Origin of the sequence: Sphingopyxis sp. (assembly GCF_035250425.1) — a bacterium.
Classification (GTDB): Bacteria; Pseudomonadota; Alphaproteobacteria; order Sphingomonadales; family Sphingomonadaceae; genus Sphingopyxis.
This window is the reverse complement of the sequence record NZ_DATFFD010000210.1, coordinates 13,681-29,413: the sequence shown is the minus strand read 5'-3', so window position 1 is coordinate 29,413 and position 15,733 is coordinate 13,681. Positions and strand designations below refer to the sequence as shown.

The following is a 15,733-nucleotide window of genomic DNA, read 5'->3' as shown; positions in this document are numbered from 1 at the left end:
CTTGTGCTTGGCGACCATCGACAGCGACCAATAGGGCAGGCCGAACGCGCTGCGGATGCGGTTGACGACCACATTGCACTTCATCAGCGCGGTGTAGGCGGCGTCGCCGACGAAGGCGAGCCAGCGGTGCGCGAGCATCACGGCATCGAATTCATCGCCATGGACGACCAGCAATTTGCGGCCGTCGGCGGTTTCGTGGATCGCCTCACGCCGGATCTCGACCCCGCCGAAATCGAAGCCGTCGAACGGCTTCACCATCTCGTCATGGTTGCCGGGGACATAGACGACGCGCGTGCCGCGCTTCGCGCGCTTGAGCACGCGCCAGACGACGTCATTGTGCTCGGGCGGCCAGAAATGCCGCTTCTTGAGCCGCCAGCCGTCAATGATGTCGCCGACGAGGTACAATGTCTCGCAATCGACATGGTCGAAGAAATCGATCAGCAGCGGCGCATTGCACCCGCGGGTGCCGAGGTGGATGTCGCTGACCCACACCGTGCGATAGCTCCGCCGCTCGCCGATCAGCCGTTCGGGAACATGCGGATCGGTGGTGAAGGGGTCGGGAAAGCGGGCGGGGATGGGCAGGGTCGAAATCGATGCCATGTCACACTCCGTAAGCAGCTTTGGCTGCCCACGGCGTAGACAGGAGATTTGTTACAGCGTGCGAATCAAAGTGGCGACAGTTTGAAGAAAGTTCGGGGACGGGTTTGTGACGTTTGAAACCCTCCCCCTTGATGGGGGAGGCAGCGAGACTCGCCAGCTTGCTGGCTAGTTGGAGCGGTGGGGGTGCGGTCTCGTCCTCAAGCGGCAGCGCCCGGACGCACCATCACCCCCATCCAACTCCGCCTAGCCGCTTCGCGGCAAGGCTTCGTATCCTTCCCCCATCGAGGGGGAAGGAGGATCATGTCCGCCTTATCACCAAATTCCTGATTTCGCTCATATCTTCCATGGCAAAGCGCACGCCCTCGCGCCCCAATCCGCTGTCCTTCACCCCGCCATAAGGCATGTTGTCGACGCGGTAGGAGGACACATCGTTGACGACGATGCCGCCGACGTCGAGATGGTCCCACGCATCGAGCACTTTGTGGATGTCGCTGGTGAACAGCCCGGCCTGCAACCCGAACTTGCTGTCGTTGACCTCGGCGAGCGCCGCGTGCCAGTCGGTGAATTTCGACAGGATGACGACGGGGCCGAAGGCTTCTTCGCGCACGACGTCGGTGTCGCCGGGGACATTTTCGAGCAGCGCGGCCTCCAGCATATTGCCGTCGCAGCCGCCGCCCGCGAGCAAGGTCGCTCCCGCGGCGACCGCATCGTCGATCCAGCCCTTCAACCGCTGCGCTTCCTTGACCGAGATCATCGGGCCGATGAAGGTGTCGCGCAGCTTCGGATCGCCCGATTTCAGCGTCTTGACCTTCGCGGTGAGCATGTCGCGGAATGTGTCGTAAATCTCCTCGTGGATGATCACGCGCTGCACATGGATGCAGCTTTGCCCCGACTGGTAATAGCCGCCGAAGATGATCCGCGCGAGCGCATGGTCGAGGTCGGCGTCCTTGTCGACGACGACTGCGGCATTGCCGCCGAGTTCGAGCACGACCTTCTTCTTGCCCGCCTTGGCCTTCAAATCCCAGCCGACACCCGGCGAGCCCGTGAAGCTGAGCAGTTTCAGCCGCTCGTCGGTGGTGAACAGGTCGGCGCCGGCGCGCGTCGCTGGCAAAATGCTGAACGCGCCTTCGGGCAGGATGTCGCATTCGGCGAGCACCTCGCCCATGATGATCGCGCCGAGCGGTGTCAGCGACGCGGGCTTCATCACGAACGGGCAGCCCATCGCGATCGCGGGCGCGATCTTGTGCGCGGCGAGGTTGAGCGGGAAGTTGAATGGCGAGATGAAGCTGCACGGCCCGATCGGCACGCGCTTCCACATCCCCATATAGCCCTTGGCGCGCGCCGAAATATCGAGCGGCTGGACTTCGCCATAATTGCGCGTCGCTTCCTCGGCGGCGATGCGGAAGGTGTCGATCAGGCGCGTCACCTCGCCCTCGCTGTCGGCGATTGGCTTGCCCGCCTCGACGCACAGCGCATAGGCGAGTTCGTCGAAGCGCTCCTGAAAGCGCGTGACGCAATGGGTGAGCACGTCGCGCTTCTCGAAACTCGCCAGCCGCGCCATCGGCTCGGCGGCGCGCACCGCGCCCGCAATCGCTTCGTCGATCACGTCGGGGGTCGCGAGCGCGGTGCGGAACGCGACTTCACCGGTGAACTTGTCGGTCACCTCGAGATCGGTGTTCGGCTGCGCGGCCTTGTTGTTGAGGTAGAGCGGGTAGATGTCCTTGAGTTTCATGTCTCACATCTCCGTACCCCGGCAAAAGCCGGGGTCCAGGGCTAGAACGCGCGACCGTCGCGCAGGGGCGCTCTGGACCCCGGCGGTGGCGCTGCGCGCCATCTACGACTCCGCCGGGGTACAGGAAGCGAGGGCTTTACAATTCCTTCGACAGCCGTTTGATATCATTATTCAAAATCTGGTCGTTCTCCGAATAATCGACCGGGCAGTCGATCAGATGCACCCCCGGAGTATCGCGCGTGTGCGCCAGAAGTTCCTTCAGATGCGCCGCACTCTCGACACGGTGCCCGTGTGCACCATAGGCTTCGGCATATTTGACGAAATCGGGGTTGCCATAGGTCAGCCCCCAATCCTTGAAGCCCATGTTCGCCTGTTTCCAGCGGATCATGCCATAGCTGTTGTCGTTGAGGATCAGCACGGTGATGTTGAGCCCGAGGCGAACCGCGGTCTCCATCTCCTGGCTGTTCATCATGAAGCCGCCGTCGCCGCAGATCGCCATGACCTTGCGCCCCGGATAGAGCATCGCCGACATCATCGCCGACGGCAGCCCCGCGCCCATCGTCGCGAGCGCATTGTCGAGCAGCACGGTGTTCGGCTTGCACGCGGTATAGCCGCGCGCGAACCAGATCTTGTACACACCATTGTCGAGGCAGATGATCCCGTCGTCGGGCATCGCGTCGCGAACCGACTGGACCAGATGCGGCGGAAAGATCGGGAAACGTTCGTCCTTCGCCAGCGGCGCGGTGTGCGCGACTTCGCCCTGGCGATAGGCGAGCAGATGATCGAATTTCCAGCCGCCGTTGGGGACGATGTCCTCCTTCATCTGCCAGATCGCGTTGGCGATATCGCCGATGACCTCGATGTTCGGGAAATAGACGGGGTCGACTTCGGCGGTCTTGCTCGACACATGGATAACCGTCGGGCCGCCGCGCTGCATGAAGAAGGGCGGCTTCTCGATCACGTCATGGCCGAGGTTGACGATGCAGTCCGACGCCTCGACCGCGCGGTGGACGAAATCGCCCGATGACAGCGCCGCGCAACCCAAAAATTTCGGGTGCCGCTCGTCGATCACGCCCTTGCCGAGCTGCGTCGTCAGGAAGGGGATGCCGGTCTTTTCGATGAACTGCAGCAGCATGCGGCCGGTCATCGTGCGATTGGCGCCGGCGCCGATGACAAGCACGGGCGAGGTCGCCTTTTCGAGCGCCTTCACCGCCTCGCGGATCGACTTCACATCGGCGTTGGGGCGCCGCGAGTGGCTGCGCTTCAGCGGCGTCGAGTCGGTATGCTCGTCGGCGATATCCTCGGGCAGTTCGATATGCACCGCGCCGGGCTTTTCCTCCTCGGCGAGGCGGAAGGCTTCGCGCACGCGGCTCGGGATATTGTCCGACGAGGCCATCTGGTGCGTATATTTGGTGATCGGCCCCATCATCGCGACGACATCGAGGATCTGGAAGCGCCCCTGTTTCGACTTCTTGATCGGCTTTTGCCCGGTGATCATCATCATCGGCATGCCGCCAAGCTGCGCATAGGCGGCCGCGGTGACGAAGTTGGTCGCGCCGGGGCCGAGCGTCGCGAGACAGACGCCGGTTTTCCCCGTGTGGCGGCCATAGGTCGCGGCCATGAAGCCAGCGCCCTGTTCATGCCGCGTCAGGATCAGCTTGATCTTGGTCGATCGCGACAGGCTGTCGAGGAAGTCGAGATTCTCTTCGCCCGGAACGCCGAAAATATATTCGACGCCTTCTTCTTCCAGACACTCGATGAACAGGTCGGATGCTTTTTTCATGCTAAAGTCGCCCCCTCAGCCTCGCACCCCATTGGTGCGGCCCCAAGTCATGCCGGCGACCCTTCAGCACAAATATCGTTGCAGCGGCGCTCGTCATAGGCCGCGAGTCCCTGCTGCATCGGAAGGGTTTGTAACGAGGGGAAAAGGGGTTGTCATCCGGCGATACGATGATTTCATTTCCGGTGCGTGAATCGGCTGGCCCGGCGTTTCGCAAAAGGATTGCAAAGTACAAAATCCGCCCTATCCAATCGGATTCAGGGGAATTTGAATTTAAAGGGGGGGCTGAATGCGTAAATTGACGATAGCGATGCTTGGGGCCGCGATGATGATGTCGCTGACCGCGGCATCGGCAAAGGAAAAAGAACCCAAGCCGGTCGAAATGAGCGAGGTTGAACTCGCGGCACTGCAAAAACGCGAAATTCCGTCAGGGGTCGATGTGGTGTTCCGCTCATCCATCTCTGCTTTGCAGGAAATGGGCTATGTCAACATCAACGCGAGTAAAGATGCGGGGACGATTACGGCAGAGACCGATGCGAAATCAAAGTTAGTTTACAATATCTTCTGGGGATTCGGTAAGAAGAAGCTGACTCAGCTTGCGTCGGTTTTCGTCGAGCCCATCTCGCCGACGCTCACGCGTATGTCGGTCAAGCTGCAAACGGTTGAGGCCAAGGCGCGCATGGGCTCATCCTATTCGGACGGCAAGCCGGTGGTATTTGCCGAACCCTATAATGCTTTTTATACCGAATTCGAAAAGGCGCTGTCGGTGCGGACGGTCGAAGCTGCCGCGCCAGTCGCCCCCGCCGCAGGGGCTGTGGTAACGCCTGTCGCGATTCCGGCGGGGCCAACACAATAGGCGCCATCGGTAAACGGGGCGCGGCGTTGGATCACGCCGCGTCTCCCCGACTGCCGGTCAATCGATGTCGAACAATCCCGCGAGCTGTTCGACCATCGTCCCGCCCAATTGCTCGGCGTCCATGATCGTCACCGCGCGGCTGTAATAGCGCGTCACGTCGTGCCCGATGCCGATCGCGCAGAGTTCGACCGGCGAGCGGTTCTCGATCCAGTCGATCACCTGGCGCAGATGCTGGTCGAGATAGGCGCCGTGGTTCACCGACAGCGTGCTGTCGTCGACCGGCGCGCCGTCCGAAATCACCATCAATATCTTGCGTTCTTCGGGGCGGCCGATGATGCGGCTGTGCGCCCATGTCAGCGCCTCGCCGTCGATATTTTCCTTGAGCAAGCCTTCGCGCATCATCAGCCCGAGCGACTTGCGCGCCCGGCGATAGGGCTCGTCGGCGGGCTTGTAGATGATGTGGCGCAGGTCGTTGAGCCGGCCGGGGTGCGCGGGGCGCCCCGCGGCAAGCCAGTCCTCGCGGCTCTGCCCGCCCTTCCACGTCCGCGTCGTGAAGCCCAGAATTTCAGTCTTCACGCCGCAGCGTTCGAGCGTGCGCGCGAGGATGTCGGCGCTGATCGCGGCGATGCTGATCGGCCGCCCGCGCATGGACCCGCTGTTGTCGATGAGCAAGGTGACGACGGTGTCGCGAAAATCGGTATCGCGCTCGATCTTGTACGACAGCGACTGGCCGGGCGAGACGATGACACGCGCGAGCCGCGCGGCGTCGAGCTGGCCTTCCTCCTGATCGAAATCCCATGCGCGGTTCTGCTGCGCCATCAGGCGGCGTTGCAGCCGGTTGGCGAGCTTGGTCACCGCGCCCTGCAAATGCTGCATCTGCGTATCGAGATAGGCGCGCAGCCGCGTCAGCTCGTCGGCATCGCACAGTTCGGTCGCGGCGATGATCTCGTCATGCTTCTCGGTGAAGCGCAAATAATTGAAATCGGGGATGTCGCTCGGCAGGCGGTTGGGACGCACGGGCAGCATGCCCTCGTCGCCTTCGCCGCCCATTTCGGGCTCGCCGTCGGCTTCCATTTCCTGCGCGTCGGGGTCGCTGTCGCCGTCGTCGGCCTGATCGCCCGCCATTTCGGCGCGCGCATCGATCTGACTCTCGCCGGCACCGCCGTCTTCGCTTTCCTGCTCTTCCTGGCTTTCCTCGGCTTCGCTCTCATCCTGCTCGCCGCCATCCTCCGCGCCTTCCTCCAGCGGCTCGTCGCTTTGGATGAGGTCGAGGTGGCGGAGCGCGAGCTTCGCGGTTTCGGCAAAGGCGGCCTGGTCGTCGAGCAGCATCGACAAGGCGGTGAGGTCGCCGCCCGCCTCGCCCGAGATCCATTCGCGCACCAGCGACAGGCCGGTTTCGGTTCCCTGCGGCGCCTGCTCGCCGGTCAGCGCCTCGCGCAGCATCAGCTCGAGCGCGCTCGAAATCGGTACATCCTCGCGGTTTTGCGCGCGGCTGATCGGATCGCTGCGCATCCGCATCGCGAGGCTGGCGGCAAGGTTGCCGCGCATGCCGTTCATATGGCGCGCGCCGAGTGCTTCGATCCGCGCGCGCTCCATCGCGTCGAACGCGGCGGCGGCGATCGGTTCGGCGGGGCGCGCCGCGGCGTGGAGTTTCTCGCTGTGATGCTTCATCCGCAAAGCATAGGAATCGGCAAAACCGCGGGCTTCGGCGACCTGATCGGCGGGCAAGGTGCGCGACGGCGTCGGCACCTTGATCGCCTTGCCGATCTGCGCCGGCGCGTCGGCGGTGAAACCGACATCGACCTCGGCATCGCGCGTCACCGCGCGCGCGACGCTCGACAGCGCGGCCTTGAAATCGTCGAGGGGAGATTGGGCAGTCATCGTGCGGGGCGGTCTTCTAAAGCCCTCCCCCTTGATGGGGGAGGGTTGGGTGGGGGTGACGTCTCGTCCAAAGCCTTTGTCAGAAGGGTAGCGACACCGTCAATATTGGCGAGCACATCATTGTTCCAGAAACGAACCACGCGATAGCCGTCATTCTCGATGATCGCAGTGCGCGGAGCATCGATTTCATCATTGTGCTGCCCGCCGTCGATTTCGATTACGAGCCGGGCAGGGTGGCTCGCAAAGTCGGCGATATATTGGCGGATAGGGACTTGGCGGCGGAAGCGCCAATCCGGAAAGGCCGTGCGCAATAGCGTCCACATTTTCCGCTCGGCGTCGATCATTCGGCGCGCAACTTTCGTGCCCGCGAAGTCGCTCCTTCAGGGGGCGTTCGTTTCATGACAAACCCCCATAAAGATCGTCAAGGTTGCGGCCTATCGGCCTTCCCCCTTGATGGGGGAAGGATACGAAGCCTTGTCCGCCATGGCGGGCTAGGCGGAGTTGGATGGGGGTGATGGCGCGTCCTTCGACCGTCGTCTCGGGCCGAGACCGCACCCCCACCGCTGCGACTAAGCCAGCAAGCTGGCAAGTCTCGCTGCCTCCCCCATCGAGGGGGAGGGGCAAATGGCGGCTCACGACCGCGCAAAAGCAAAACGGCGCCATGATGGAAGGAGCCGTAACCAGCTTTTGGCTTGGAGGGAATATAGCTAAGCTCGCTTGACGCGAACGGGAGGCAGGCGCATCCGCGGCTTATGTCCTCCCCCGCACTCTCCCCCATGAAAAAGCCCTGGATCGTCATCGTCTGCGCGGCGTTCATCGTCACCCTCGCGATGGGCGTTCGCCAGAGCTTCGGCCTGTTTCTGCCGCAGATGAGCGTTGATATCGGGATCAGCCGCTCCGACTTCGGCCTCGCGATGGCGCTGCAGAATCTGCTGTTCGGGCTCGTCCAGCCCTTCGTCGGCGCGCTCGCCGACAAGCATGGCGCGGGGCGCGTCGTGCTTGGTGGCGCGCTGCTTTATGCGCTCGGGCTGATCGGCGCGGCGTTCGCGACCGACGCGATCGGGCTGCATATCAGCTTCGGCCTGCTCATCGGCATGGCGCAGTCGGCGACGACCTTTGTCGTCGTGCTCGGCGCGGTCGGACGCGTCGTCAGTCCCGAAAAGCGCAGTAGCGCGTTCGGTATCGTCACTGCGGGCGGCTCGCTCGGCCAGTTCCTCGTCGTGCCGCTGGCGTCGATGCTGCTCGGCAATATCGGCTATCATGAGACGTTGTGGATCATGGCCGGCCTCGTCGCGCTTTGCGGGCTGCTTGCAATCGGGGTTGCCGGCCGCACCGATACGCCTGGGACGTTGCAGGTCGAGGAACAGACCGCGAGCGAGGCGCTTCGCGAGGCGGCGGTGCACCGCGGCTACTGGCTGCTCAACGCCGGCTTCTTCGTCTGCGGTTTCCACATCGCCTTCATCGCGACGCACCTTCCCGCCTATCTCGACGACAAGGGGCTGGGGATCGAGATCGGCGCACAGGTGCTTGCGCTCGTCGGGCTGTTCAACATCCTCGGGTCGTATGTCTTCGGCCGTGCGGGCGACCTGATGCGTCAGAAATATGTGCTGTCGGCGCTTTACACCGCGCGTTCGGCGGTGATCGCGCTCTTCCTCTTCCTGCCCTTGAGCCATGCGAGCGCGCTCGTCTTCGCGGGCGCGATGGGTTTCCTCTGGCTCGGCACCGTGCCGCTCACCAGCGGCATCGTCGGGCGCATCTTCGGCATCCGCCATCTCTCGATGCTCTATGGCATCGTGTTTCTCAGTCACCAGCTTGGCAGCTTTTTCGGCGCGTGGATGGCGGGACTGATCTTCGACGCCACCGGCAGCTATAATATCGCGTGGGGCTTTTCGATCGCGCTCGGGATCTTCGCCGGGCTCGTCCACCTGCCGATCGCCGACGCGCCGGTCAAACGGCTGGAGCCGGCGTGAAGCTCGCGCGGCAGGACTGGATTGCGCTCGCGCTCTTTGTCCTGATCGCGGCGGGCGGGCTGTGGCTCTGGACCGGCGAGGGGCCGGTCGTCTGGCTCACCAATTTCGCCATCATGTGCGGCTTTTAAGGCGCTTCCACTTCGGGAAGCCGGTTGCAGATCGCCGCGTCGTCGGGCTTAGGGTTCGCCGGATCGGGGAGCAGCCAGAACACATGCGCCAGCTGTGTCGCCGTGCGTTCGGGCCGCGTCCGCTCGCCCGCGACGACGTCGATGAAATCGCGGCACGCGACCGCGCTGCGCAGGAAATTGCTGTGGCCGGTGGTCGTCCGCGAAACATCGGTGGTGTCGATCACCGTCAGTCCCGAAATCGCCGCCGGATAGCAGCGGACCGGCAGGCCCTTCGCGTTCAGGTCCGCCGCTTCGAACGGGTTGAAGCAATAGGGCGAGCCGAGGCGTGGATAACCGTGCAGCGCGCGCGACGCCGCGAGCGCCTTGTCGGCGTGTGAGACGTAAACGGTGATCCGCCGGCCCACCGCGACGCGCCGCGCCGACAGCACTTCCTCCTCGATATCGCGTTCGAAGGTTTCGCGATCGATATCGGGCGAGGCCAGGATGACATTCGAGATATTGCTGCTGTCGGCGTTGCTCGACGTGCGGTCGACATAGGATATGGCCGGAATGACCAGCCGCGCGCCGAGCGAGTGCGAGACGACGACGATTTCCTTGACCCAGGGCCGTTCGGCGAGCGCCTTCAGGAAGTCGCGGAAATTGCGGACATCGTGATACATGTTGGTTTCGTCGACGGCATAGCTCAGCACTTCGCCCTGCGACGGCCAGCTATATTCGATCACCGGCCCGACGAAGCCCGTCATCCGCGCGATTTGCGCCGTGTCCTTCGACGTCGTCTCGAACGTTTCGCGATAGCCGTGGACATAGAGCAGGACGCGCCCCTGACGCTTGTCGGTTTCGGCCTGCAAGGCGCGCCACCAATCGCCAGAGTCCTGGAACGCCATCGGGGTGCGCAGCTTCTTCTTTTTGCCGACCTCGGTTTCGCGCGGCGTGGCGAAGCGGCCAAAACGCATCTTGTCGCCGCGATGCCGCAGCAGGCTGATGGTGTCGGTGCGGCAGTCGGGAAGGCGGCTGGTCGCGAAGAACAAGGGCAGCGCCTCGCCATCGATCGGTGCGCCCGGCTGCGCAGTGCAGCGTGGGTCGGCGACATAGTCGGCGTGACGTATCTCGCCATAATCGACCGCGGCGATGCTGCAGCCCGACAATGTCAGCGCGGCGCCCGCCACCAACAGGCGGCGCGTGGTCCTCACTTGCCGATCACGCTCTCGGGCAGGTCTTCGCCGAACACGCGCTGATAATATTCGGCGACGATCATCCGCTCGGCCTCGTCGCACTTGTTGAGGAACGAGAGGCGGAAGGCGAAGCCGATATTGTTGAAGATCGCGGTATTCTGCGCCCAGCTGATCACGGTGCGCGGCGACATCACGGTCGAAATGTCGCCGTTTATGAAGCCCTGGCGCGTCAGGTCGGCGACCTTGACCATGTTTGCGACGGTCGTCTCGTCGGTGTTCGGCACTTTGGCGAGGATGATCGCGCTTTCGGTCGCGGCGGGCAGATAGTTCAGCGTGACGACGATGTTCCAGCGGTCCATCTGACCCTGATTGATCTGCTGCGTGCCATGATACAGCCCGCTGGTGTCGCCGAGCCCGACGGTGTTCGCGGTCGAGAACAGGCGGAAATGCGGGTTCGGGCGGATCACGCGGTTCTGGTCGAGCAGGGTCAGCTTGCCCTCGGTTTCGAGCACGCGCTGGATCACGAACATCACGTCGGGGCGGCCCGCGTCATATTCGTCGAACACGAGCGCGGTCGGGGTTTGCAGCGCCCAGGGGAGCAGGCCTTCGCGGAACTCGGTGACCTGCTGGCCGTCGCGCAGCACGATCGCGTCGCGGCCGACCAGGTCGATGCGGCTGATATGCGCGTCGAGGTTGACGCGGATGCACGGCCATTTCAGCCGCGCCGCCACCTGTTCGATATGCGTTGACTTGCCGGTGCCGTGATAGCCCTGCACCATCACGCGGCGGTTATATTTGAAGCCCGCGAGGATCGCGAGCGTTGTGTCGCCGTCGAAGACATAAGCGGGATCGAGGTCGGGGACGCGCTCGTCGGCTTCGCTGAACGCCGGCACCTTCATGTCGATATCGACCCCGAACACCTCGCGCGCATCGACCTCGACATCGGGCGCCGCAAGAAGCGTCGAGCCGTGGTGGTCGGGAAGGCTGTTCGGGATATCGGTCATGTCGTTGCCTTTACATTCTATCAATCCCTTCTCCCTTGAGGGGAGAAGGATGCGCAGCCTTGCCGGCTTGCCGGCATGCCGGCTAGGCGGAGTTGGAAGAGGGTGGGCGAAGCGAAGCTTCGCGCGAGCCCGCGGCTCGCATACCCCTCTCCCAGCTTCGACTAGGCAGCAAAGCTGCCAAGTCTCCACAACCCTCTCCCGCAGGGGGAGAGGGAGAGTCGCGTATTCGCCGTCGCGGTATCGTCATGGGTTGCGGCTTGCAACGCCTTTTCAGAGCAAACCGAGCGCCTTCATCACAGCCGACTGGTCGTAATAGGGCCGTTCGCAGTGGATCTTGTCGCTGCCCGGGACAAATTCGAAGCTGGCCGCCATGCGAATGCGGAACGCCTTGCCCGTGGGCTCGATCGTCCGCAGGCCGAGCTTCAGCGGGCCGAGATGCGTGCCGGTCAGCCAGAATTCGACGAGCACCGTGTTCGTGCCCCCGTCGGCGGCGATCGCGATCACCTCGTTCGCCTGATCGGGAAAGGGCTCGCGCGACGTGGCGAAATAGGATCGCACCGCCGCTTCGCCGTCGAAGATCGTGCCGGGGCCCATCAATTCGTACCGGGGATGCTCGAAAGTCGCGATGACGCCGTCCCAATCATGCGTGATCTCGAGCGCCATGTGCCGGCGCACCACTTCGATCCGTGCTTCGTCGAGGTCGGTCATCGTGCGTCTCCCTATGCGAAAGCCTTCGTCTTCCTCAGCAACTGATACGCCTGCACTACCTCACCCAGCCTCGCTTCGAAACTGCGATCGCCGCCATTGCGGTCGGGATGATATTTTCGGACCAGTTCGCTGTAGCGCCGCCGCAGCGCCGCGCGGTCGGCATCGGCGGGCAGCGCGAGCAATTGCATCGCCGCATGCTCCTCGCGCGACAGGCCGGGATTCTTCGCCTCGCGCCGCGCCTCGTCCATCCGCTGGCGAAAGCGCGCGCCCAGCGCGTCGATCGGGTCCCTGAAATCGGCCCAGCGCGGCGGCAGGTCGGCGCTGCCGGCGGGGCGGAAGGCGCGGCTTTCGGTTTCCCACCCGGCCGTAGGCGACTGCGCCTCCATGATCTGGTCGGCGGTCATGCCGTCGAAGAAATTATAGCCCGCGTTGAATTCGCGCACATGGTCGAGGCACAGCCAGCGATATTGCGGCGGGCCGTCGGGCGAGCGCGTCCACGACATCGGCGCGCGAAATTCGCCGGGCTCGCGGCATCCGGGGGCGGCGCAGGGTTCCTCGCGCGGGACGCGGCCATGGAAACGGGAAGGGCGAGATGGAGACGGCACTATAGGCTTTCGGAATCGGGGAAGCTGATCTTTGGGAGGCCTTATAATTTGGCGACGAAGCGCTTATGGTCAACCCCATGAGCAGCAAAGGCCCCGCGCAGCAAGAGATGGAAAGTCTGCTCAGCGCAGCCTTTCCCGACGCAAAATTCGTCCTGAACAACGACAGCGCCCAGCATCACGGCCATGCCGGCGATGACGGATCGGGCGAGTCGCATTTCAGCCTGACGATCGAATGGGCGGGCTTTGCGGGGATGAATCGCGTCGCGCGCCAGCGCGCGGTGAACAAGGCGCTCGGCGACCTGCCGGGCCAGCGCGTCCACGCGCTGGCGATCAAGGCGACCGCACCGGGAGAATGACGATGCCCGACAAGGTGAACCTCGCCGCCGCCTTCGCGACCTTTCACGATCACTGGAACCCGCGCGTCGCGGGCGACATCAATGATTTTCAGGTCAAGCTGGTGAAGTTCGACGGCAAGTTCGACTGGCACCATCACACGCAAGAGGACGAACTCTTCCTCGTCGTCGCGGGCCGGATGAAGATGGCGTTTCGCGACCGCGACGTGATCGTCGAGCCCGGCGAGTTCATCATCGTCCCGCACTGCGTCGAACATTGTCCCGAGGCGCTGGACGGCGAATGCCAGGTGCTCCTTCTCGAACCAAACTCGACGCTGAACACGGGCAATGTCGAAACCGAAAAGACGAAGAAAACACTGGAAAGGCTCGATTGATGTTCGACATCATCACTCCCTCGACTCACGATCTCGGCGCCTTCGAAGTGCGCCGGACGCTGCCGAACAAGGCGCGGACGATGGTCGGCCCCTTCATCTTCGTCGACCAGTTCGGGCCGGCGCATTTCGACATCGGGCAGGGCATGGATGTGCGCCCGCACCCGCATATCAACCTCGCGACCGTCACCTATTTGTTCGAAGGCGCGATCGATCATCGCGACAGCATCGGCACCTTCGCGACGATCCGCCCCGGCGCGTGCAATCTGATGACCGCGGGCAGCGGCATCGTCCATTCGGAGCGCACCCCCGCCGCCGAGCGCGCGACCGGATCGGGCATTTCGGGGATGCAGACCTGGCTCGCTTTGCCCGACGGCAAGGAAGAGATCGACGCGGCGTTCGAGCATGTCGCGAAAGACGACCTGCCGTTGATCGAGGATAACGGCGTGTCGGCGCGCGTGATCATGGGCAGCCTGTGGGGCGTGACCTCGCCGATCACCCAGCATGCGGCGACCATCTATGCCGACATATTGATGAATGCCGGCGCGACGATCCCGATCGATGCCGAGGCCGACGAGCGTGCGGTGCTGGTCGCGCTGGGCGATGCGAGCCTCGATGGCGAGGCGCTCGACCGTTACAGCCTCTATATATTGAAGCCGGGGCAGGCGATGACGCTGCGTGCGGAGACCGACGCGCGCGTGATGCTGCTCGGCGGCGAGGCGTTCAAGACGCCGCGCCATGTCTTCTGGAATTTCGTGAGTTCGAGCCGCGAGCGCATCAACCAGGCGAAGCACGACTGGAAGGACCGGAAATTCCCGCTGGTGCCGGGCGACAGCGAGGAGTTCATCCCGATCCCCGAAGTGCCGAAGACGGTGAGTTACCCTTAGGTCGGGTTTCGACCGGAAGTTGCCGTTAGGCGATATTATTTGTGCAGAGATCGTAGAGAAGTTTCACGCGGAGACGCGGAGGTCATCGATAGCGAGTGATCGGTCGGACATGGGCGTCACCAAATGACAGGCTTCGCCGCTTTCTTCCTTCTCCGCGCCTCCGCGTGAACCGAAAGTCTCTGCGGTCTCTGTGCGAAATTTTCAGAAGGCGGGTTCCGACCAATTGCGGATGCCCCGCTTCTAATAGTTCGTCATTCCCGCGAAAGCGGGAACCCAGGGCTAGGCCAGCCGACGGACGCTCTGGGTTCCCGCTTTCGCGGGAATGACGAAAATGGGGGGATGGCAGCTCCCCACCCCAAAGCAGGCGCCGCCTTCAAATAAGCCTTTCCTACATTATCCGGCTGTGCCAGCCCTCATCCCGGCTCTTTCATTTGGTGGATCAAAGTGGTCGCTTGCCGGTAAGACCATGTCGCGAGATCCAAATCGGGGGCGCGCACAAGGCTGAACTTTGATGAACTTTGGAATATTACGCGGTCCTTGCGCCGACCCAATGCCGGATTCAACCGGGCGACGAAAGAAGGCTTCGCCCGATGGCCCCGCCATTTGTTGCAGCTTGCCAGCCGCAACGATCCCCGCCAGATTGGTTTCGAAAAGAAACCAAAGGAGCGAAATGGATGATCGGCGATTTCGAACAACAGCGCGTCAAGCTTGCGACGGGAGTCGAGCTCGACGTCGTCGACATGGGACCGCGCGACGCGCCGGTCCTCATCTTCCTCCATGGCTTTCCCGAATCGCACCGCACCTGGCGCCACCAACTGCCGCATTTCGCGGGCCGCTTTCGCTGCATCGCGCCCGACCAGCGCGGCTATCGCGGCTCGTCGAAGCCGCAGGACGCCGAATCCTACACCCCCGACAAGCTGATCGCCGACATCTTCGCGCTCGCCGACGCGCTCGGGGTCGGTGAGTTCACGATCGTCGGCCACGACTGGGGCGGGGCGATCGCGTGGGGCGTCGCGCTCGGCGGCCAGCCGGGCGGGCTGCACCCTGCGTGGGCGGGGCGGGTCACGCGTGCGGTGATCGCCAATGCGCCGCATCCCGCTATTTTCCAGCGCCTGCTCGCGACCAACGAAGACCAGCGCGCGGCGAGCCAATATATCCGCACCTTTCGCGACCCCGCGAGCGACGCGATCATCGAGGAGCATGGCATCGCGGGCATCCTCGCCCATGCCTTCGCCGGGCGCGTGCCGAGCGGCGGGTTGCAGCCCGCCGACGAGATCGGCCGGCTGCTGGGGGACTGGGAGGATCGCGACGCCTGCCGCGCGATGATCAACTGGTATCGCGGTTCGACGATCAACGTGCCCGCGATGGACGAACCCTATGCCGAGCCGCCGGTCACGCCGTTCCCGAAACTCAATATCCCGACATTGGTGATCTGGGCGCTCGACGATGTCGCATTGCCGCCCTGCAATCTCGACGGGATGGAGGAGCTGGTTCCGAATGTGACGATCGCCCACATCCCCGATTGTGGCCACTTCGTGCCGTGGGAGGCACCCGATGCGGTCAATCGTGCGATGGATGAATTTCTCGCCCCAAAATAATCAAGACGATCGTTTCGTTCAGAAAAAAGTGGCGGGCGGCGATCGCGCCGCCCGCCGTCGGGGGGGTCTGTTCATGCGTGTCTGGGGC

General features: G+C 63.5%; 17 protein-coding genes. 7 read left to right on the top strand and 10 right to left on the bottom strand.

The window, feature by feature from the left end:
- The 3 genes from VJ811_RS12430 to VJ811_RS12420 form a co-directional block, all read right to left on the bottom strand.
- Positions 1-600 (bottom strand): UDP-2,3-diacylglucosamine diphosphatase (locus VJ811_RS12430; protein ID WP_324072768.1); only part of this gene is annotated, 600 nt, incomplete at its 3' end.
- A gap of 298 nt (positions 601-898) precedes the next feature.
- Positions 899-2,332: an aldehyde dehydrogenase family protein gene (locus tag VJ811_RS12425; protein WP_324072766.1), complete on the bottom strand. Its 1,434-nt coding sequence runs from the start codon at positions 2,330-2,332 to the stop codon at positions 899-901.
- 136 nt (positions 2,333-2,468) lie between these two features.
- Positions 2,469-4,115 (bottom strand): acetolactate synthase large subunit, encoded by a 1,647-nt coding sequence (locus tag VJ811_RS12420; RefSeq protein WP_324072764.1) that lies wholly within the window; start codon positions 4,113-4,115, stop codon positions 2,469-2,471.
- A 286-nt stretch (positions 4,116-4,401) separates the two neighbouring features.
- Here VJ811_RS12420 and VJ811_RS12415 point away from each other — a divergent pair, with 286 nt between their 5' ends.
- Positions 4,402-4,968, top strand: a complete 567-nt coding sequence (locus VJ811_RS12415) for a hypothetical protein (protein WP_324072762.1) — start codon at positions 4,402-4,404, stop codon at positions 4,966-4,968.
- 57 nt (positions 4,969-5,025) lie between these two features.
- Here VJ811_RS12415 and cobT read toward each other — a convergent pair whose 3' ends face one another.
- Positions 5,026-6,849, bottom strand: a complete 1,824-nt coding sequence (gene cobT / locus VJ811_RS12410; RefSeq protein WP_324072759.1) for a cobaltochelatase subunit CobT — start codon at positions 6,847-6,849, stop codon at positions 5,026-5,028.
- Complete coding sequence (locus VJ811_RS12405) at positions 6,846-7,193, bottom strand: endonuclease domain-containing protein (protein WP_414711945.1); 348 nt, start codon at positions 7,191-7,193, stop codon at positions 6,846-6,848. The genes cobT and VJ811_RS12405 overlap by 4 nt, the downstream gene beginning before the upstream one ends.
- 432 nt (positions 7,194-7,625) lie before the next feature.
- On the opposite strand from VJ811_RS12405, the gene VJ811_RS12400 reads away from it, so the two are divergent.
- Both VJ811_RS12400 and VJ811_RS12395 read left to right on the top strand, forming a co-directional pair.
- Positions 7,626-8,819, top strand: a complete 1,194-nt coding sequence (locus tag VJ811_RS12400; protein ID WP_324072758.1) for an MFS transporter — start codon at positions 7,626-7,628, stop codon at positions 8,817-8,819.
- Complete coding sequence (locus VJ811_RS12395; RefSeq protein ID WP_268746369.1) at positions 8,816-8,947, top strand: hypothetical protein; 132 nt, start codon at positions 8,816-8,818, stop codon at positions 8,945-8,947. Before VJ811_RS12400 ends, VJ811_RS12395 begins: the two co-directional genes overlap by 4 nt.
- Here VJ811_RS12395 and VJ811_RS12390 read toward each other — a convergent pair.
- From VJ811_RS12390 to VJ811_RS12375, 4 genes are all read right to left on the bottom strand, one after another.
- Positions 8,944-10,137 carry an alpha/beta hydrolase gene (locus tag VJ811_RS12390; protein WP_324072753.1) on the bottom strand — a complete coding sequence of 398 codons (1,194 nt, stop codon included), beginning with the start codon at positions 10,135-10,137 and terminating at the stop codon, positions 8,944-8,946. The two genes, VJ811_RS12395 and VJ811_RS12390, sit on opposite strands and share 4 nt — an antisense overlap.
- Positions 10,134-11,123 carry a cobaltochelatase subunit CobS gene (gene cobS / locus VJ811_RS12385; protein WP_324072750.1) on the bottom strand — a complete coding sequence of 330 codons (990 nt, stop codon included), beginning with the start codon at positions 11,121-11,123 and terminating at the stop codon, positions 10,134-10,136. The genes VJ811_RS12390 and cobS overlap by 4 nt, the downstream gene beginning before the upstream one ends.
- A 270-nt stretch (positions 11,124-11,393) precedes the next feature.
- Positions 11,394-11,831: a nuclear transport factor 2 family protein gene (locus VJ811_RS12380; RefSeq protein ID WP_324072748.1), complete on the bottom strand. Its 438-nt coding sequence runs from the start codon at positions 11,829-11,831 to the stop codon at positions 11,394-11,396.
- Positions 11,832-11,842: 11 nt separating this feature from the next.
- Positions 11,843-12,334, bottom strand: a complete 492-nt coding sequence (locus tag VJ811_RS12375) for a J domain-containing protein (RefSeq protein WP_324072746.1) — start codon at positions 12,332-12,334, stop codon at positions 11,843-11,845.
- 179 nt (positions 12,335-12,513) lie between these two features.
- Between VJ811_RS12375 and VJ811_RS12370 the strand changes: the two genes are divergently transcribed.
- From VJ811_RS12370 to VJ811_RS12360, 3 genes are read left to right on the top strand one after another with little or no spacing between them, the layout of a single operon-like run.
- Complete coding sequence (locus VJ811_RS12370; protein WP_324072744.1) at positions 12,514-12,792, top strand: BolA family protein; 279 nt, start codon at positions 12,514-12,516, stop codon at positions 12,790-12,792.
- 2 nt (positions 12,793-12,794) lie between these two features.
- The gene (locus VJ811_RS12365) at positions 12,795-13,163 is read left to right on the top strand and encodes a cupin domain-containing protein (RefSeq protein ID WP_324072743.1); all 369 of its coding nucleotides are present in this window, start codon (positions 12,795-12,797) and stop codon (positions 13,161-13,163) included.
- The gene (locus VJ811_RS12360) at positions 13,163-14,047 is read left to right on the top strand and encodes a pirin family protein (RefSeq protein ID WP_324072741.1); all 885 of its coding nucleotides are present in this window, start codon (positions 13,163-13,165) and stop codon (positions 14,045-14,047) included. Before VJ811_RS12365 ends, VJ811_RS12360 begins: the two co-directional genes overlap by 1 nt.
- A 413-nt stretch (positions 14,048-14,460) precedes the next feature.
- Here VJ811_RS12360 and VJ811_RS12355 read toward each other — a convergent pair whose 3' ends face one another.
- On the bottom strand, positions 14,461-14,742 hold the full coding sequence (locus tag VJ811_RS12355; protein WP_324072739.1) for a hypothetical protein: 282 nt from the start codon (positions 14,740-14,742) through the stop codon (positions 14,461-14,463).
- Between VJ811_RS12355 and VJ811_RS12350 the strand changes: the two genes are divergently transcribed.
- Positions 14,722-15,645: an alpha/beta hydrolase gene (locus tag VJ811_RS12350; RefSeq protein WP_324072737.1), complete on the top strand. Its 924-nt coding sequence runs from the start codon at positions 14,722-14,724 to the stop codon at positions 15,643-15,645. The two genes, VJ811_RS12355 and VJ811_RS12350, sit on opposite strands and share 21 nt — an antisense overlap.
- Positions 15,646-15,733 lie beyond the last annotated feature (88 nt).